This window comes from Mesorhizobium loti, assembly GCF_013170705.1.
Classification (GTDB): domain Bacteria; phylum Pseudomonadota; class Alphaproteobacteria; order Rhizobiales; family Rhizobiaceae; genus Mesorhizobium; species Mesorhizobium loti_D.
Window position 1 is genome coordinate 239,111 of sequence record NZ_CP033334.1, and the last position, 18,093, is coordinate 257,203.

15 protein-coding genes are annotated in these 18,093 nt (G+C 63.1%); 5 read left to right on the forward strand and 10 right to left on the reverse strand.

The window, feature by feature from the left end:
- Positions 1-7: 7 nt before the first annotated feature.
- From EB815_RS01100 to EB815_RS01115, 4 genes are all read right to left on the reverse strand, one after another.
- Entirely contained in the window at positions 8-997 is a 990-nt protein-coding gene (locus tag EB815_RS01100; protein ID WP_056569496.1) for a hypothetical protein, read from the reverse strand.
- A complete protein-coding gene (locus tag EB815_RS01105; protein WP_056569493.1) occupies positions 994-1,428 on the reverse strand; it encodes a lasso peptide biosynthesis B2 protein in 435 nt (144 codons plus the stop codon). The genes EB815_RS01100 and EB815_RS01105 overlap by 4 nt, the downstream gene beginning before the upstream one ends.
- Positions 1,429-1,447: 19 nt before the next feature.
- On the reverse strand, positions 1,448-1,732 hold the full coding sequence (locus tag EB815_RS01110) for a PqqD family protein (protein ID WP_081295040.1): 285 nt from the start codon (positions 1,730-1,732) through the stop codon (positions 1,448-1,450).
- A 448-nt stretch (positions 1,733-2,180) separates the two neighbouring features.
- Entirely contained in the window at positions 2,181-3,047 is an 867-nt protein-coding gene (locus EB815_RS01115; RefSeq protein WP_056569490.1) for a DUF2259 domain-containing protein, read from the reverse strand.
- 154 nt (positions 3,048-3,201) lie between these two features.
- Between EB815_RS01115 and EB815_RS01120 the strand changes: the two genes are divergently transcribed.
- From EB815_RS01120 to EB815_RS01130, 3 genes are all read left to right on the forward strand, one after another.
- The gene (locus EB815_RS01120) at positions 3,202-5,109 is read left to right on the forward strand and encodes a propionyl-CoA synthetase (RefSeq protein WP_056569487.1); all 1,908 of its coding nucleotides are present in this window, start codon (positions 3,202-3,204) and stop codon (positions 5,107-5,109) included.
- 134 nt (positions 5,110-5,243) lie between these two features.
- A complete protein-coding gene (locus EB815_RS01125) occupies positions 5,244-6,326 on the forward strand; it encodes an acyltransferase family protein (RefSeq protein WP_056569483.1) in 1,083 nt (360 codons plus the stop codon).
- A 318-nt stretch (positions 6,327-6,644) separates the two neighbouring features.
- Complete coding sequence (locus tag EB815_RS01130) at positions 6,645-7,376, forward strand: metallophosphoesterase family protein (RefSeq protein ID WP_056569480.1); 732 nt, start codon at positions 6,645-6,647, stop codon at positions 7,374-7,376.
- Between the two features lie 125 nt (positions 7,377-7,501).
- Here EB815_RS01130 and EB815_RS01135 read toward each other — a convergent pair whose 3' ends face one another.
- The 6 genes from EB815_RS01135 to EB815_RS01160 all read right to left on the reverse strand — a co-directional run bounded on the left by EB815_RS01135 (position 7,502) and on the right by EB815_RS01160 (position 15,198).
- Positions 7,502-9,889, reverse strand: coding sequence for a polysaccharide biosynthesis tyrosine autokinase (locus tag EB815_RS01135; RefSeq protein ID WP_056569477.1), 2,388 nt, complete (start codon positions 9,887-9,889; stop codon positions 7,502-7,504).
- Positions 9,890-10,126: 237 nt separating this feature from the next.
- Positions 10,127-11,023, reverse strand: a complete 897-nt coding sequence (locus tag EB815_RS01140) for a UTP--glucose-1-phosphate uridylyltransferase (RefSeq protein WP_056569474.1) — start codon at positions 11,021-11,023, stop codon at positions 10,127-10,129.
- 74 nt (positions 11,024-11,097) lie between these two features.
- The gene (locus EB815_RS01145; RefSeq protein WP_056570381.1) at positions 11,098-12,081 is read right to left on the reverse strand and encodes a glycosyltransferase family 2 protein; all 984 of its coding nucleotides are present in this window, start codon (positions 12,079-12,081) and stop codon (positions 11,098-11,100) included.
- On the reverse strand, positions 12,071-13,021 hold the full coding sequence (locus EB815_RS01150) for a glycosyltransferase (protein WP_065005412.1): 951 nt from the start codon (positions 13,019-13,021) through the stop codon (positions 12,071-12,073). Before EB815_RS01150 ends, EB815_RS01145 begins: the two co-directional genes overlap by 11 nt.
- Positions 13,021-14,010 carry a glycosyltransferase family 2 protein gene (locus EB815_RS01155; protein WP_056569468.1) on the reverse strand — a complete coding sequence of 330 codons (990 nt, stop codon included), beginning with the start codon at positions 14,008-14,010 and terminating at the stop codon, positions 13,021-13,023. The genes EB815_RS01150 and EB815_RS01155 overlap by 1 nt, the downstream gene beginning before the upstream one ends.
- Positions 14,011-14,025: 15 nt before the next feature.
- Positions 14,026-15,198 carry a hypothetical protein gene (locus EB815_RS01160; protein WP_056569465.1) on the reverse strand — a complete coding sequence of 391 codons (1,173 nt, stop codon included), beginning with the start codon at positions 15,196-15,198 and terminating at the stop codon, positions 14,026-14,028.
- Between the two features lie 481 nt (positions 15,199-15,679).
- On the opposite strand from EB815_RS01160, the gene EB815_RS01165 reads away from it, so the two are divergent.
- Both EB815_RS01165 and EB815_RS01170 read left to right on the forward strand, forming a co-directional pair.
- Positions 15,680-16,969 carry a glycosyltransferase family 4 protein gene (locus tag EB815_RS01165; RefSeq protein WP_056569462.1) on the forward strand — a complete coding sequence of 430 codons (1,290 nt, stop codon included), beginning with the start codon at positions 15,680-15,682 and terminating at the stop codon, positions 16,967-16,969.
- A gap of 283 nt (positions 16,970-17,252) precedes the next feature.
- Positions 17,253-18,041, forward strand: coding sequence for a family 16 glycosylhydrolase (locus EB815_RS01170; RefSeq protein ID WP_056569459.1), 789 nt, complete (start codon positions 17,253-17,255; stop codon positions 18,039-18,041).
- The last annotated feature ends 52 nt before the right edge of the window (positions 18,042-18,093 follow it).

An 18,093-nucleotide genomic window follows, 5' to 3' on the forward strand; every position in this document is an offset into this window, starting at 1 on the left:
CCTGCCGTCAACCCGGTGATGTCAACGTGGCGTTTATCAGCGCCGCCGCGTCGGCCGGGCGTGCGCCCACTTCCAGGGTGAATGTCGGCACCGAGGAAACCAGCTTGCCGATCGTCGCCAGCCGGCGCCTCTGCGAGGGCAGCAGGCCGGTCATGCCGGTGCGGACATTGTCCATCGCCAACGCCACCATCGCGTCGGTCCGTGCCATGGGCACGAGCCGGGTATCACCGTCGGCGGAGCGCGCCAGGTGAAGCAGAGCCGCCACGGGCCGGGCGATCGGGCTTTCGATGCGTACGATCTCGCCCAACCGCTGCAGCGAGACGGCCTGTTCGCCGTTGCGGTCCCATGACGGGCCAAGGCAAGGCGCAACCTGCGGGATCATCTCGGCGGTCTTCTGGTGGATCTTGACGTGGCGCGGCAAACCCCAGGCCTGGGGCTGCTTCTCCGAAGCCAGATCCAAGATCATGGCGTCGTCGGAGCAGAGACCAAAGCCCTGCGTTGCCAGCGCCAGCGACGTGGTGGTCTTGCCGGTGCCGCTTGGTGCATGGATCAGCACGATGTTGTCGTGGCCCGGCAGCATCAGGCCGGCCGTGTGCAGCATATGCTGGCCGCCGGCGTCGAGCGCCGCGTCCAACACCAGCATCGATGGCGTCCAGGCTGCTTTCGCCCCAGGGCGAACCCGGAGTTTCGCCCACCCTTCCTCGTCATTGACGGCAACGGTCTGGCGCCCGGGAAAGATGAGATGGATGGTGCCGCCCTCAGCGACCATCCGGCAGTAGCCGTCCTCAGGTATCTCACCGTCGAAGACGAGCGATCCGCCGGGCTCTTCGTCCAGAACGTCCGCCTCGGTGATATCGAGAAGAAAGCCCGGCGCGGTATCAGCGGTGATTCGCAGGATGGCCAGCATCCTGTCGAAATCCTGCCAAAGCTCGGGGCGTTCGGCCGATATGCCGAAGACCTGGCCGTTGAGGTCGTAGCATGCTGAAGGCCTGGTCAAGCTGGGTGCACCTTTGAGGCATCGGCATGGTGGCGATAGATCTCCACCATGCCGGGAAGGCTGTCACTGACCACCGGCCTGCCATCGAGGCAGACCCAGCAATGCGCCGAGACGCGCGGCGTCCGCAGCGACTTCGGGTCGACGCCGAAACGCAGCTCCGGATCGAAGCCGGCGAAGCGCAGGAAGCGATGGCCGAGCAGGCCTTCCCGCAGGCATCTGCGGTCGCGCATCAGCCAGGGATGGCGGACAGTGCGGTTGACGCGGGCGACGATGTAGGCCGATGGCAGGCCGCGATAGGGGGTCGAGGAAGCGAGCGGGGCCCATTTCAGCACGTCCTCGAAGCTGCGCCCGGCAATGAGCGCCGGCATCAGCCGCGCGCTTGTCCAGAGATGGCAGCGAAACAGGGCACGCAGGAGCGGACCGTCAGCCATCAGGCGATACCTCTAGCCATCAAGCACCCGGGGCGGCGAGAATACCTTCCGAGACCAGATCGTTGGCCAATGCCGCCATGTCCTCATCGAGCGTATCCTTGTCGACCTCGAACTCCTCGCAAAGCAGGCCGACGATCTGATCGAGGCTGCGCGCGCCATCCACCTTGTCGAGAAAGGCTTCGGTCGTGCCGTTGCACGTATAGAGCTGGCCGCTGCGTGCCAGAAGCACGACGGCACCGTCGCCGACATGCTGGACCGAGGCGTCGTCCGCCAGCCGCAAAACCGTTCCAGAGACAATTTCCATCACCAACCCCAACAAGCCGTGCCAGAACCCGAAAATGAGATAGCGCGGCGGTGCGGCGCTGTCTATCGGCCGGCCGGAGAGATAGCCGATGCGGCTTTGCGATGGGACGGATTCCCCGCCGATCGCACAAGCGCCATCACCCGTTCCCAACCGAAAATCGCCCCAGAAATAGTCGTCGCCGTGACGCCACAGGCAAGTGCATTGACCGATGGGACCGTTGCTTTTCTTCCCTTAAGTAAGGTAAAGACTCCACGGGTTTGGGGGAGGTAGCGTATGCGTTACAACTGGGAGCGGGCTCCGACGACTTTCGAACGTCATCGAAAAGCCCTGGCGGCGGCGATTTTGATCTTCGGCGGCGTAGGCCTCATGCTCGTGGCCCTGCCGATCTAGTACAATCGAAATTTTGTCCAATGAATACAGTTCGTTAGTCGGCTATCGAGCCGGCTCCTCAGCGAGCCTGCCCAGTCACGGCAATGAAACGGCGGTCGCGCCCTTCGAAGCCCTGGCTGAAGCGCTGCACCAGCACGACAATCACCGCCGGTTTGCCTGAAGGTGTGTATTCATAGGATTCCGACAGGCTGTAGGAAGTCGGGCAGTTCCTCGAGCCAGGCACGGCCTTGTCCTCGTGCAAGGTCTTGAACGGCTTGCCGTCCTGGCCCCGCAGCGACAGCCGGAAACCGAGCGCCTTGCCCGTCTTGTCGCCTTGAGGGGTCTCGTCACCTTGCAAGGCCTTGTCACCTTGGAGGGCCTGGTCGCCCGATTGGGCCTCGTCGAAATTCGCCGAACAATCCGCCGTGCTGGCGGCCAGGATCTGGTCGAGCTGGATCGTCGAAATGCCTGTCTCGCCATAGAGCGGCGAAAGCCATTTCCGCGACACCTGCTCGAGGCGGGAGATGTCGGCGTAGGCGACCATCTCGCTGGGGAAGGTGAACTTGTCGGAGGCGGTCTGCTTGCCGCGCGATGCGATGGCGTATCTGGCCAGGATGGGGTTTGCCCTCGCAGCCGCTTGCGCCCTTGCCTGTTCGAGCGTCAGCGTCGATTCCTCGGATTCGTCAACGACCAGTATGGGCTTGCCGCCAACGAATTCGTCGGTGCGCGTGTCGATGATGTCGATCTGCGAATAACCGGACGCCGAGGCACCGGCATCGAGCTCACCATATTGCTCGAAGGCGAAATAGCCGCCGTCGGGCGAGAAGCCGATGACGCGCCGTGCCGCTGCGTCTCCGGCCAGTGCGGTTGCGGTGGAGATCGCGAGCATCGCGCCGACCGTCAGCGCAAATGCCGGTTTTGCCATGATCGGCAATGGATGGCGCATCGTTCGGATCCTCCCTCGCGAAGGCTCCACTTCACGACACAGGGCACCAGGGGTCAAGACGAGACCGGCTCAGACGAAAATCAGGGAAGACAGCGCCGGAAAAAACAGCATAGGCTGTTTGCAAAGACGGCAAATGGTTCCTGGGGAGGTACGGATGGCTTCACGCTATCATGAGGTCTATGACGGTTGGAAACGCGAACCGGAAGAATTCTGGGCGGACGCGGCGGGCGCCATCGACTGGTATTCGCCCTGGGACAAGGTGTTCGACGCCACCGCCGGCGTCTACGGCCGCTGGTTTACGGGCGCCACCTGCAACACCTGCTACAACGCCATTGACCGGCATGTCGCCGGCGGACGCGCCGACCAGATCGCGCTGATCTATGACAGCGCCATCACCGGAACGGTGAGAAAATTCACCTATGCCGAACTGAAGCGTGAAGTGGTGGCCCTGACCTCTGTGCTGAAGAACCGGGGCGTCGGCAAGGGCGACCGCGTCATCATCTACATGCCGATGGTGGCGGAGGCGGCCATCGCCATGCTCGCCTGCGCCCGAATCGGCGCCGTGCATTCGGTGGTCTTCGGCGGCTTTGCCTCGCATGAGCTTGCCACCCGCATCGACGACGCCAGGCCCAAGCTGATCATCTCGGCCTCCTGCGGCCTGGAGCCAGGCCGCATCGTTGCCTACAAGCCACTGCTCGACAAAGCGATCGAGATGTCCCGCCACAAGCCGGACGCTTGCCTGATCCTGCAGCGCGACCAGCTGCGCTGTGACCTGAAGGACCATTTCGACATCGACTATGCCGACGCCGTCGCGCGCGAGCGGGCCGCAGGCGCCAATGTCGACTGCGTGCCGGTGCTCGCCACCGATCCGCTCTACATCATCTACACGTCGGGCACGACCGGCCAGCCAAAGGGCATCGTGCGCGACAATGGCGGCCACATGGTCGCGCTGAAATGGACGATGGAGAACGAGTTCGGCGTCAAGCCGGGCGAAGTGTTCTGGGCGGCGTCCGATGTCGGCTGGGTGGTCGGCCATTCCTACATCGTCTACGGACCACTGCTGCATGGCTGTACCAGCATCCTGTTCGAAGGCAAGCCGATCGGCACGCCGGATGCCGGCACCTACTGGCGGGTCATCTCGGATCATGGCGTCGTCGCGCTGTTCACCGCGCCGACGGCTTTCCGCGCCATCAAGGGGCAGGACCCGAAAGGCGAGTTCGTTCCCAAATACGATCTGTCGAAATTCCGCACGCTGTTCCTCGCCGGCGAGCGCGCCGACCCCGAAACCATCAAATGGGCGGAGCAGAAGCTGAACGTGCCGGTGGTCGACCATTGGTGGCAGACCGAGACCGGTTCGCCGATGACCATCAACCCGGCGGGGCTAGGGCTGCTGCCGGTGAAATACGGCTCACCCGGCGTGCCGATGCCCGGCTACGATATCCGCGTGCTTGACGATGCCGGCCACGAAGTGCCGCGCGGGACGCTCGGCAATGTCGTGGTCAAGCTGCCGCTGCCCGCCGGCTGCCTGCCGACGCTGTGGAACGCGGATGCACGCTTCCGCCAAGCCTATCTCGATGAGTTCCCCGGTTTCTACAAGACAGCCGATGCCGGCATGATCGACGAGGACGGTTACCTCTACGTGATGGCCCGCACCGACGACATCATCAATGTCGCCGGCCACCGGCTGTCGACCGGCGCCATGGAAGAGGTGCTGGCCGCCCATCCCGATGTCGCCGAATGCGCTGTCGTCGGCATCGCCGATGCGATGAAGGGCCAGATCCCGCTCGGCTTCGTGGTGCTGAACGCCGGTGTCGCGCGCGACGGCGGCGCCATCGAAAAGGAGGTCGTCGCGCTGGTGCGCGAGCGCATCGGCCCGGTCGCGGCCTTCAAGACCGTGGTGACGATCAAGCGCCTGCCCAAGACCCGGTCGGGAAAGATCCTGCGCGGCACCATGCAGAAGATCGCCGACAAGGAGGAGTGGGCGATGCCGGCGACCATCGACGACCCTGCCATCCTTGACGAGATCAGCGCTGCCCTGAAGGCGCGCGGGATCGGGGTTTGAGGCCGACACGGTGAGCGGTTTCGCGGCGCCCTTCCGCGCCGGTCGGCCTATCCTGATCGGCGAGCAATACTTTTATTGTGCAATGCAGCAAGCCACCCTAAAGTGACGGGTGGGGGGCCATCCGGCGGTGCGGTATGGCTCAACAGAAAATTACGTTCGGCGGCGTCGACATCCTGCGATTTCTCGCCGCCGTGCTGGTCATGATCTACCATTATGGCTTCTGGGTATGGGCCTATCCCGATGGCATTTCGGCGCAGGCCACCGGCGGCGTGCCGGCGCAGCCGGCAATAGGGGCCTGGGTCGGGTCCGGCTGGGTCGGCGTTGAGATCTTCTTCGTCATCAGCGGCTTCGTCATCGCCTTCAGCGCCGAGAAATCGACGCCCCTGCGGTTTTTCGAGGCAAGGTTCAAAAGGCTGGCGCCGGCAGTCTGGATCTGCGCGCCGATCACCGCCGTGCTTTTGCTGCTCATCGGCCTGAGCTGGCCGACCGATGCGGTGGTCAGGCTCGTCCGCACCGGCCTGTTCGCGCCCTATGGCCCCTGGGTGGACAGTGTCTACTGGACGCTTGGCATCGAGATCGCCTTCTACGCCATCGTCTGGATCCTGCTGCGGCTCGGCCGCTTCCATCTGATGGAAATGGCCGCTATCGCCATCGGCCTCGTCAGCACGCTGTTCTGGTGCCTCTATTATCTCTTCGACTGGTCCGACTTCGCCGAGACGCGCTGGCTGCAGCTTACCCTGGTGCACCATGGCTGTTTCTTCGCGGTCGGCGTGTTGCTCTGGCTGATGCGGTTCAAGGCGCTGACGCCTTCCCGCCTTGGCTTCTGCCTGTTGTTCCTCGGCGGCGGCGTGCTGCAGATCGCCAGTTCGGTCGACGTCCACAGCATCAAGGTCAATGCCGTGATGCCCTATGCGCCGCCAATCCTGATCTTTCTCGTCGCTATCGCCTTGATGGCATGGTCGTTGCGGCTCAACCTCGGCTGGAGCGGCTGGCGCCGGATCGGCCTGATGACCTATCCGCTCTATCTGATCCACGATGTTGTCGGCGCGGCAATGCTTGGGGCCATGGTCCGCGCCGGTGCTCCTTATCTCCCATCGATGGCGATCGTCGGCGCGACCATGATCGCGGCAAGCTGGCTGGTGGCGACCGAGGCCGAGCCGCGTATCCGGCTGCTGCTCGACCACACCGTTTTCCGCTATCGGCTCAAGGCCGCCTAGACGCCGGGTCGGTTCCCGTTTCGCGGAACCGGCGAACCGATCCATCTTCATCCTGACGCAACCGCGGGCGGAAAACCGCCTCGCACCTTTCCTGGAATTGCGCCGTGGCGTGAACGCATCCAGCCGGCCCGGCATGCCCTATCCGTCTGGCGCGGCAGGATCTTTCCGAAATCCGGATTCCGCTTCGGGATCGTGAAATTAGCCTCTTGGCACGCTCCGCTTCACGCGGGATAACAGACAGTCATGTTTTGTGCATGACCGTCCGCTTTTCGATATCGAGAGCCTTCGCCAGTGAACCTGTTTCAGCGAAAACCCCGGATGGCGGCGCGCGCACGCCTCGATATCGACCTGCAGGACACGACCGTCTATGCGATCGGCGACGTGCATGGCTGCTACAAGGAGCTGCGCTCGCTGGAGCAGAAGATCCTGCTCGATTCCTTGCGCTTCCAGGGCCGCAAGATCATCATCATGCTTGGCGACTATATCGACCGTGGGCCGCAATCGGCGCGGGTGCTCGACCATCTCCTTGCGCCGCCGCCGAAAGGGTTCCAGCGCATCTGCCTCGCGGGCAATCACGAGGTGGCGATGCTGCATTATCTCGACGGCAATCTGTCACGCGAACCCTGGTTGGCGACAGGTGGCCTGCAAACCCTGTTTTCCTATGGTCTCGACCCGCAGCGCCTTGCCGGTCTTTACGAAAGAAGCGCCGAGATCGACCAGCACATAAGGGATGTCATCCCGGCCGAGCATGTCAGCTTCCTGCGTGGGCTGCCGATCATGGTCCGCTCGAGGAAATTCGTCTTCGTCCATGCCGGCATCAGGCCGGGCGTCGACCTCGCGGCGCAGGACGACCGTGACCTCCTCCACATCCGTTCGGATTTCTTCGACGCGGCCCATCTGCTCGACCGCTGGGTGGTGCATGGCCACACGCCGGTGGACATACCGAGACTTGAGGGACGCAGGCTGGGCATCGACACCGCCGCCTTCCAGAGCGGCCGCCTGACGGCTGTCCGGATCGCCGACAAGCAAGGCCGCCTGATCTTCTCCTGATCAGGCGCGGCGCCTGGAGAATAGTGAACGGTTTCCCGGGAAGAGCGTGTAGCGCGTTCCCTTGGGAATTGCGTCAAAACAAGGAGTTAGAGCGGTTCGCCGTTTCCGTGAAACAGTGAACTGCCCTAGACCGGTGCCTTGCTGCGAACTTCCGACTTGTCGAGATAGTAGGTCGAATACTTGTCGAAGAATTTCTCCGAAGCCCCGAACGATCCGTATTTGGCGAGCTTCTTCAGATCGACCTTGTTCAGCACCACCCCGACGATCTTGTTGGCGACATAGGGCTCGGATTCCAGCATCGACCGCACCATGGCGCGTGGCGTGCGGCCCCATTCGGTGACGAGCACGAAGCCGTCGACGAGCGGCGCGAAGGCCTTGGCGTCGACCACCGGCCCGAGCGGCGGCAGATCGACGACGATGTATTCGAACGTCTCCTTGGCATTCTCGATGAAGCGCCGCATTCCGGCCGAGGACAGCAGCTCGCTGGTGTGCGAGAAGTGCCCGCGCAACACGGCCGGGATGATGGCAAGCTTGGTCTGCCTGTCGATCTTGCCGACGGATTGCCAAGTCTGACCGCTCACCACCGCTTCCATCAAACCTTGCTCGGCCTCCATGCCAAGGCTGCGGCTGAGACCTGGATTGCGCAAATCACCGTCGATGAGCAGCGTCTTGGCGCCGTTGGCGGCAAGCAGCCCGGCGAGATTGGCCGCCACCGTCGACTTGCCTTCGCCGGGAAGCACGGAGATGACGCCGATGACGCGGCTGCCTTGTCCTTCCATCACGACATCGAAGGCGATCTTGGCGCTGCGCAGCGTTTCGGCAAACATCGATGCCGGGGCGTCGATGCTCACCCTCATTCGCGCCCGCCTTTCAATGGCGGCCGGCGATCTGGCGGCCTTGGCATCCGGCTGAGCCTCGGCCGGCTTGTCGTCCTTGGCAGGTTTGCTGCCGATGGTCGGCAGGTAGCCGAGGAATTTGAGACCGACGCGGTCACGGACCTCCTCACCGGTCCGGAAAAACCGCTCGTTGAATTCGTTGAGGCCGCCGAAGCCTGCGCCCATCAACACACCGAGCACGAGCGAGAGCCCGAGCACGACCATGGTACGCGGGCTCGAGGCGGAGAGCGGCGTCGAGGCGTCCGAGATGATGCGGATCTTGCCGACCGGGAAGGATTGCTGCTGCGCGGCTTCCTCGTAGCGGCCGAGGAACGTCTGGTAGAGGGTCGTGAGCGCCGTCGCCTTCTGGTCGAGGTCGCGCAACTGGACCTGCGACTGGTTGTCGATGGAGCTCTTGCCCTGTGCGGCGGCGACATTGGCCCTGAGAGCGGTCTCGCGCGCCAGCGCCACCTCATATTCGTTGCGATAGCTTTCGGTGAGCTGCTTCAGCTCGCCGAAAATCTGCGCCGATATGTCGGCCTTTTCCTTGGCAAGCGCGACGGCCTGCGGATGTTCTGGACCGAAATTCGCCTCGACGTCCTGCTGCCGCTTGGCGACGGTGAGATAGCGGGTCTTGAGCGCCGAAATGACCGAACTGCTCGGCTGGTCGGCCGATATGGCCGCGTCCTTGAAGGCGTTGTCGGAGCCGCTATCGACAATCGACTTGTACTGCTGGTAGCGGGCGCTGGCGCGAGCCGTGTCGGCCTGCGCCACGATCAGCTGGGCGTTGAGATCGGCAAGCTGCTTGTCGCTCATCAGCTGGCCATCGCTGTTGGCGGACAGGCCGTGCTCGGCCCTGAATTTCTCGACCGCGAGCGATGCCTGCTGCGAGCTTTCGCGCAGTTCCGTCAGCCGGCCCTGCAGCCAGACCGCCGCGCGCTCGGTGGCGTCGAAGCTGGCATCGAGCTGATCGGCAAGATAGGCTTCGGCATAGGCCTTGGTAATCGCGGTCGCCAGTCCCGGATCCGTCGCTTGATAGCCAAGCGCGATGACATAGCTTCGTCCGACACGATCCGCCCGGATTTCGCTCTGCAGCTTGAGGATGGCGTAGTCACGGCGGGACGCGGCAATCAGCGCATCGCGGGCGGCCGGGTCGAGTTTGCTGATGTCACCAAGGCCCGGCATGGGCGGGCTGGGGCGGACATACTGGATCAGGCCGCGGATCAGGCCGACGCCCTGAGCAAGCGCCGACTGCGGCGGATTCATGAAGGCATCATTCTGGTCGAGCTTAAGCTTGTCGACGACCACCGCGGCAAGCCGCGTCGAGGTCAGTATCTCGATCTGGCTTAAAATGGCGGAATCGGTCTGCATGGTGGTCGACGCCGCCGAAATGTCGTCGACGATCTTGTTCAGGCCCTCGTCGATCAGCACGCTCGACACCGACACAAATTTGGGCGGCGTGGTCTGCAGATAGAGCATGCCCAGGAAAAGACCGATGGCGGCGCACACGGCAACCACCTTGGCCTGCCGCGCAGCCATGCCAAGCAGCCGCTCGATATCGATGAAGTCTTCGCCGTCTCCTGCATCCGAATTCGGCAACGGCATCCTCTTGTCGAGAGGAAAGTTGGCATAGTTCATCGTCGGTCCAATCCCAGAGCCTGTTGCGTCCCGATCATCGGGTTGAGGCTCTATCTCTTTGTTTGGGCACAATCTTTTCCGAAAACCGGGACTGACTTTCCGGGATCGTGCCTTGGCTTGCAGTTGCCTCGATGGCCGGGAGCATTGCCGTGGGCAGTGCAAGCCTCATGCCAATCAGCGACGAACCTGCCGGCCCCTCGCCAACAGTCATGTGACAATGCTCCCGAAAGATGGGCATTATGCGGCTTCTTCCTGGCGTTCATGCGACCGGACGAACTCCTGAAGCATCTCGAAAACCGGACCCTTCATGTCGTTGCGTGCCAGCGCGAAGGCGATGTTGGCCTGGATGAACCCTTCCTTGGACCCGCAGTCGAACATGCGACCCAGGAAAGGCTGGGCAAAGAAAGGCTGGTCCCTCGACAGGCGGACCATGGCGTCGGTCAGCTGGATCTCGTTGCCGGCGCCTCGCTGCTGATTGCCCAGCAGCGCGAAGATCTCGGGCTGCAGGATGTAGCGGCCGTTGATGTAGAAATTCGACGGCGCGTTGGCCGGGGCCGGCTTCTCGACCATGGCCGTAACCTCGAAGCCTCCGCCGATCTCGGCGCCGCGCCCGACAATGCCGTATTTGTTGGTCTCGCTCGGATCGCAGCGCTCGACGGCGATCACATTGCCGCCCGTCTCGGCGTAGAGATCGGTGATCTCGGCCAGGCAGCCGCGACCGCCAAAGGAGACCATGTCGGGCAGAAGCAGGGCGAAAGGCTCGTTGCCGATGACTTCGCGGGCGCACCAGACGGCGTGGCCGAGGCCTTGCGGCGACTGCTGGCGGATGAAGGAGGTGGCGCCAGCCACGGGCAGCATGCTTTCGAGCGCCTCCAGCTGAGTCTTCTTGCCGGTCTGCTCCAGCGTGCCGATCAATTCCGGATGCAGGTCGAAATAGTCCTCGATGACCGCCTTGTTGCGGCCGGTCACGAACACGATGTGCTCGATGCCGGCTTCGAAGGCCTCGTCCACCGCGTATTGCACGACAGGCCTGTCGACCACGGGAAGCATTTCCTTCGGCATCGACTTGGTCGCCGGCAGGAACCGTGTTCCAAGCCCCGCCACCGGTATCACGGCCTTCCTGATTTTCTTCATCGCAAATTCCTTCTGAGGAGATCGACTGCAGTCCATTCACAGGCCACGAAAAATCCCTCCATGTGCCTGCATCTTCACCTCCCCACCCCCACGGCAAACTGTGCCGCTACTCGTCGCAACCGCACGGCGATCGGCATGCCCATATGCCTGACCGCCGCCGGGTCGCTGAGCGCCGTCCGGATCGCCTTGAGGGGGGACCGCGCCTTGATGTGCTGGACCATCGCCAGGAAGGAGGCCGCCTTGCGCAGGCTGCGGCCGCGCCGGGCAAAGGCCGCCTGTGCTGCCTCATCCATCCGATGGGTCTGAGCGAATGCGGCGTCCGCCTTGCGCATCGCTTCGACATGATGAAGCTCGAGCACACGCGAGATGGAGCCGCTGCGAATGTGATAGGCGTAGCCGATATCGGGCTCGACCACGCATCTAGCGCCCTTGGCCAGGGCCTCGGCAAACAGGATATAATCCTCGCCGATCCTCAGCTTCTCGTCATAGCGAAGCCGGTTCTCATCCAGGAACCGGCGCTGGAAGATCGGCTTGAGATAGCCTAGGTTGAACTTCGATTCGAAGACGATGTTGCCGGCGATGTAGGTGGCGAGCGAAATCTCGCCCAAGCCTTCCAGATACCGCCGCGGGAACATCGCGTCCTCGACCACACCGTCCTCGCGAATGATCTGGAGGTTATCGACGGCGATCTGCGCTTCGGCTTTTTCGGCGCGGCTGATCATGGCGGCGAGACGGCCTGGAAAGACGGCGTCGTCGGAATCGAGAACCGCGATCCACCTGCCGCGGGCGACGTCGAGGCCGGCATTCCTGGCGCCGCCGGGACCGCGATTCCTGGCGAGCGCAACGACGCGCACGATATCCCCTGGATAGGCCCGCGCCACATCGAGCGTGGCATCGCGCGACTGGTCGTCGACAACGATGATCTCGACGCTGACCCCCTTCTGCGCGATGGCGCTGGCGATCGCCCTATCCAGCGTCGCCTCGGCATTGTAGGCCGCGATCACAACGGAAACGTCGGGGGCTGAAACATCGGGGGTCGGGGAAACGTCAGGCTGCACGCTTGCCCCCTTCCCCCGGCGAGGGTTGGCCATAGAGGCGGATTTCGCGGACGCCGACAAGACCGCTGACGACACCGACATGCATGATGCCGCGCAACACGCTGCGGTTCCTGCGTACCGGGCTGGCGACGACGGGAAGTGCCGCGGCGAAACAATAGGCCGCCTTCGCCGCGGCAAGGCCGACATGCTTGATCAGCCCGATGCCGCGCGCGTTGCTGCCCAGGAGGTGACCATGCGTCTGACCGACGCGGAAACGGCGCCGGCCAAGCCAGTCGAACGCAGCCCTGGCACGCGGCACCACCTCGTCCACCCAGGCGTCTTGAGAAAAGGCGATGCGGCCGTCGGCCTTGACCATCTGATCGAAGAACTCGGTGTCCTCGCCGCCGGTCTGGCCGCGCGCCAGGCTGAAGCGGCGGCCGCGCAAGCTGTCCGATCCCATGCGCAGCAGGACGTTGCAGGTGTAGCCGGTGCGGATCTCGCCGCGCACCCACACCGGCAAGGTCGAATGGAAATCGCCGCGCCGCATCCATTCTGGCGCATCCGGGCGGTAGAGCGCCCGCACCGGGCCGAGCACGGCTGCTGCGCCGCTGTCCTCAGCCGTCGCGACCAATTCGGCCAGCCAGCGCGGCGAGGCAGTCTCGTCATCGTCGATGAAGGCGAGGAAATCCGCCTGGCTGGCATCGAGGCAAGCATTGCGGGCGACCGAGATGTTGCGCGCCGGCGCATGCCGGTAGCGGACCGGCAATTTCAGATCCCGCGACAGCGCCGCCACCAGGGCCTGCGCGCTTGGCGTGTCGTCATTGTCGGCGACGATGACGCTGACATCAAACCCTGCCGGCATTTCCATGGCGGCGAGCGAGCGCAGCGTATCGGCCAGTTCCGGCCGCCGGAACGTGCACACGCCGATGTCGATGCTGCGGTTCTTGGCCTGAACCGCCATCACGCCACCCCGCGTCGCGCGCCAAGGCCGAGAAGCTGCAGCCAGAAGCCGACGGACCAGCCGAAATGCATGACCATCGCCGAGACGCCGGCAAGCGCGATGCCGGCATTGCGCTGGCGGATGGCCGTCACCAGGCCGTAGCCCAGGCATACCGCCGCCCAGACCAGCAAAGGCACAGCCGCGATCCAGTGCACGAAGGAGAAGGCAGCCAGAAGAACCACCGGGAAGACCGCCAGCGGCACCATCTGCCGGACCTTTGGAATGACGCGGTGCTTCAGCACATTCTTGGCGCGGCCACGGCCATAACCGAGATACTGGAAATAGAGACCTTTGAGCGAGGCGCGCGGGTAATAGACCATCCGCGTCTTGCCGCTCATCCAGATCTTGTAACCGGCTCGCCGCAGCCGATAGTCGAGCTCGGCATCCTCATTGTGGCTGAACGTCTCGTCATAGCCGCCAACAGCGCCGAAGGCCGAAATCCGCATCAGCGCGTGATGGCCATGGTCGACCCACTCTCCGGCGGAGAGGTGACGATGCTTGGAGCCACCGGTGCCGAGTTTCGAATTCTGCGCCGCCGCAACCGATTTCTGTACCGCGCCGCTGCCGCTGGTCAGCATCGAAACCACGACCGAATCCGCTGATGTGGCCATCGCTTCCTCAAGCAGCCGGTCACAATAATCGTCGGGATAGCCGCCATGCGCGTCGATGCGGATCAGATAGTCCGCACCCTCACCGAAAGTGCCAATGGCGAGATTGATCGCCGCGCTCTGGATGCGGCGCTTGTTGTGAAGCAGGATGACGCGCGAATCCTTCGCGGCGATCTGCTCGACAATGGCCAGCGTGCCGTCGGTGCTGCCGCCATCGGCGACGATGATCCTGGCGCCCAGCCTTTGAGCCGCGGGCCGCAATTGATCGAGCAGCGCGCCGATATGGCTTGCCTCGTTCAGGCAGGGGATCACGATCAGGCTGGAGGGAAGCGCTTGCGTCATCAGGCGATGTCCATCCTATGCCATGGCTTCAGCCGCGAGGGGTTCGCGCACGATGGTCAGGCGGCGCAATTTTTCGACCAGCGCGCTGCAGTCGCTGCGGTCGTAGCTCCATGTCCTGGGATTGCGGGCAAGCACGCGCGCCTTCAGCCTGCCGAAGCGGTGCTCTTCCATCTTGCCAAGCGCGGCCTCGAGCGCCTGGGCAGTCGGCTGGGGCAGAAGAATGCCGATATCCTGCTGGCTGAGGAACCGTCCCGTTTCCGTATGGCCCATCGAGATCGGCACCGCCCCGAAGCGACAGCCCTCATAGAGGCGGTTGGGCAGCAGCCATTCCGAATTCTGCCCCTCTTCGAAGAAATCGATCGCCCAGGCGAAATGGACATCCTGGTAGATCGCCGCCATGTCCTCCGGGTTGCGGTAGGGTCCGCGAAACGACAGATAAGGCTCGGCATCGACGAAGTCATGGAAATCCGGGAATTCCGAGAGCGCCGGACGGCCGCGCAGCACGACCTCGAAACGTCCATCCATGCGGCGCGTGAAATCGGCCAGCAACCGGAGCGAGCGGCGACAGCGCAGCGCCCCGAACCAGCCGATCCGCCATGGCGGGGCGACAGGCCCCTCGATCGCCTCACCCGTGCCAGGTTGGATCGCAGCTGCCTCGAAATACTTGTTCTCGACCAGTTCGACGGGGGCGGCGACCTGGCGGAAAGGTTTGAAATAATTGGCGATGAAGGCGGGCGAACTGGTCACCAGCAGCTTCACGTCGCGCGCCAGATGGCGCTCGGTGGCGCGCAACGCCTTGCCGAGGACATCGTCGCGGAGCACCAGGCGGTGGATATCGAGGCATTCATAGACGATCGGCACCTTTGCGCCGAAGGCCGACCCAGCGCGACGGGCAAGCGCCAGCATTTCCAGATTGCGCGCTATGATGAGATCAGGCCGCGGCGCACCCCTCAGCTTCGCCCGAAGCGAAACCGTCGCTTTTGCGACCGCCGCCAGGCGCTGGGCGAATCGGCCGTCGCGCGTCGCGCCAAGGTCGATCGGCAGCAATCCTTCGATATCGGCAATCGGGGTGGCGGTGCGGCGGAAGCCCGCCAGGGTGACCTTGGCGCCACCTGTCCTGAGCATTGTGATCCGCCGGCGAACCGCCGGATCGGAGACATCGTGCACCAGGTACAAGACATGCAGCATGAAAACGCGACCGCTGTTTGACCCACCCAAGGGGAGCCTAGTACAGCTCTTGCTGCATCGCAACATTTTTGGTGCAGTGTAGCAAAATTAGTCACCTCTACCGCGCCGCACAAACACATCGCCTGCGGTTCACAACTCTTGAAAATGTCCGCGCAGTTGCGCCTCGCAAAAGCTATATGGGCCGCTGCGCAAGCAATTTCAGGCAATTTCAGCCATCTCGCGGCAACATGGCGATCTCACCGGGCGAGTCGCGCAGCCGCCGGCAGCCGAGATGGTGGTTAATCAATTCCTAAATAATGTATTGCAGTGCAACAAAAAATGATGTTGAATTCTTGCCAGGGAAGTTGGGTTTTGGAAGTTGCCAGGGGATCCCCGCCTGCAGTGTGTTGCAGCGCGGCATTTGAGTGCAGCGCTACTGCTGCACTTTGGAATAGCCTGCGAATACCCCCTGATGCCACTGTGTCGATACGGGTGGTGCTGTATGAGCAAGGCTCTTCGTATTGCCGTCTATGACGACAAGTATCCGACCAGCTTCGTTACACCGCGAACATCCAGGCATACGATCTTGCGACAGCGATTTCTGCCGCTGAACCTGGTCTCGTCGAAGCTGGAAGGCGTGACGCTGATCGAACCTGCCCTGTCTGTCGACATGGTGCATGCGTTCAACCGGATACCGGTCAATTCCTCCAAATACATCATGTCGTTCGAATCCCATTTGCCCCGGCAATTCGCCCTTCGCAAGCGCGGGCTGGTGGCGCGTTACCTGATGTCGCGGATCACCAACCCCGGCTGCCGCCGCATCATCGCCTTGTCCCATTTTGCCCGCAGAAGCCTGCTCGCCCAGCACTCCGACCATCCAGACCTGGACCTGCTGACGAAAAAGCTGCTGGTTCGCCACCCGAACATCGTGGTGCCGGCAACGAAAGACGCGATGGCGCAAGACGTTGCCGAGGAGTTGGTGCTGACATTCATCGGCGCCCACTTTGGCCGCAAGGGCGGATGCGTGGCGGTCAAGATCGCGGAAAAGGCGGCCGAGCAAAATTTGCCAATTCGAGTGAACATCGTGTCCAGTCTCCAGGTTGGCGGCCATATATGGACGGATCCGACGAGCCCGGGCTTCTTCGACCCCTACATCAAGCTGCTCGAACTGCCGAACGTCCGGCATCACGGTGTGTTGCCGAACCAGGAGGTGCGACAGTTGCTGCGCAACTCGCATTTCGGCGTCCTCGCCACCTTTGGCGACACTTTCGGTTACTCGGCGCTGGAATCGATGTCCGAGCACACGCCGGTTCTTGGAACGAAGGTCTGCGCCTTGCCGGAATTCCTGGAGGATGGCGTCAACGGGATCTCATTGCCTGTGGAACTCGACGATACCGGCGACTGGTCCAGCCCGGGATACGACGCGCGTGGGGAGGCGAAATACGCACGGTATTTCCGCGATGAGGTCGAACGGCTCGCCAGCCTGGCCATCGAACGGCTGAGGCCGTATATCGGGCAACCGGCCTTGATGGCGCCGCTGCGACGCGAAGCCCGCAGGACCGCGGAGGTCATGTTCGCGGCGGAGCCGGCAGGCGCGTTTTTTGATGCGCTTTACGATCGTGTCGCGGTGGAGAAGGCCCGCCAGCCGGCACAAATCGATCCCGCCCTCGACGTTTCGTCCCCCCAATCCCTGCCGCTTGAACCGCTTAAACCCGTGTCATTGTCGTTTGCTCCTGACCCGCAGAATGCAATGGGGCAAGTTCACCGCATTCCGACAGCCTCCGCGGCCTGAGCACCACTGAGAGCATTGCAACAGAAGCTCTTTTGCCGGGCGTTGGCCCACCGATCGAGAGGGACCACTCAGCCTATTCTCGCTGCCCGCATCGCGCCGGACCCTGAAGGAAGTTTTTTGTTGCATCGCAACATTTTGATGAGGCGTGGCAAAAAACCGCCTCACCCGGGGTGCAAGACTCTTCAAGATGGCGCATGCCCAGCGCCACGGCGCCAAGGCCGCATCGAACGGCCGGATGGTACGTCGCCGCCGACAAGGGCAAGGCGGCCAATGGAGGCTACCGATGAATTACACACGCAGAAAACTCCTGGCGCTTCTGGCTGCCTCCACGGCGGTACAATCGGTCGTCAGCCAGGCACTGGCCGAGAGCGTCGTGGCGGGAAGCGGGGACGTCGCCCTCGACAAACTTCCCGACTGGTCCGGTGTCAAACTCCAGCTTTGGAAATACTCCAATCCCTTCGCACCGTCGCAGTGGAGCGAGCCCAAACTCGGAGGCTATGACTGGAAGGCCGCCAACGTCAAAATCGTCGACGGCGCCCTTCAGCTTACCGTCAGCGAGAAAGCCTCCGCCGAGGTGATCTCGGGCAGCAATTCCGCATCCGCATCGGCGAAATGGGAGGTGGACGTAACGCTGCCGACGATGAAGCCAGGGCTGATCGCGGCGCCGCTCTGGATCTTCAACGACAAGGCTCATGAGGAGGTCGATTTCGAGATCGTCGGCACCAGGGGATTGCAACTCACCGTCTGGGCGAACGTCGACAACCAGCACAAGGCGGTGTGGGTAAAATGGATCCTGGTTGGCGATCTCTCGGGCAAACGATATCGCCTCGGCCTGCAATATGAAGCCGGAAAACGGGTTGTCTTTTCCATCGATGGCAAGGAAGCCGCGGTCGTCACGCCGGCTGACACTGCCGGCGGCGCCTTTCCGAACAAGCCCATGCAGCCGTTTTTCGACCTGTGGGTAGCAGCAGGTGCCATCATGGACCCGCGCTGGGCCGGCAAATGGGAGCCGATGTCTCCGTCGGAGAGATTGGTCATGACCGTTCACGGATACAGGCGGACCGACATTTAGACATGAAGTAAATTTCTTGCACGGGATGCTGTCGTGCCTGGCCTCGAGGGCG

Bases quoted from the DNA above. Each gene is read 5' to 3' on its own strand.
- EB815_RS01105 (WP_056569493.1), bottom strand. From the start codon at position 1,428: ATGGCTGACGGTCCGCTCCTGCGTGCCCTGTTTCGCTGCCATCTCTGG.
- EB815_RS01110 (WP_081295040.1), bottom strand. From the start codon at position 1,732: ATGGAAATTGTCTCTGGAACGGTTTTGCGGCTGGCGGACGACGCCTCG.
- EB815_RS01115 (WP_056569490.1), bottom strand. From the start codon at position 3,047: ATGCGCCATCCATTGCCGATCATGGCAAAACCGGCATTTGCGCTGACG.
- EB815_RS01120 (WP_056569487.1), top strand. From the start codon at position 3,202: ATGGCTTCACGCTATCATGAGGTCTATGACGGTTGGAAACGCGAACCG.
- EB815_RS01125 (WP_056569483.1), top strand. From the start codon at position 5,244: ATGGCTCAACAGAAAATTACGTTCGGCGGCGTCGACATCCTGCGATTT.
- EB815_RS01130 (WP_056569480.1), top strand. From the start codon at position 6,645: ATGGCGGCGCGCGCACGCCTCGATATCGACCTGCAGGACACGACCGTC.
- EB815_RS01135 (WP_056569477.1), bottom strand. From the start codon at position 9,889: ATGAACTATGCCAACTTTCCTCTCGACAAGAGGATGCCGTTGCCGAAT.
- EB815_RS01140 (WP_056569474.1), bottom strand. From the start codon at position 11,023: ATGAAGAAAATCAGGAAGGCCGTGATACCGGTGGCGGGGCTTGGAACA.
- EB815_RS01150 (WP_065005412.1), bottom strand. From the start codon at position 13,021: ATGGCGGTTCAGGCCAAGAACCGCAGCATCGACATCGGCGTGTGCACG.
- EB815_RS01155 (WP_056569468.1), bottom strand. From the start codon at position 14,010: ATGACGCAAGCGCTTCCCTCCAGCCTGATCGTGATCCCCTGCCTGAAC.
- EB815_RS01160 (WP_056569465.1), bottom strand. From the start codon at position 15,198: ATGCTGCATGTCTTGTACCTGGTGCACGATGTCTCCGATCCGGCGGTT.
- EB815_RS01165 (WP_056569462.1), top strand. From the start codon at position 15,680: ATGAGCAAGGCTCTTCGTATTGCCGTCTATGACGACAAGTATCCGACC.
- EB815_RS01170 (WP_056569459.1), top strand. From the start codon at position 17,253: ATGAATTACACACGCAGAAAACTCCTGGCGCTTCTGGCTGCCTCCACG.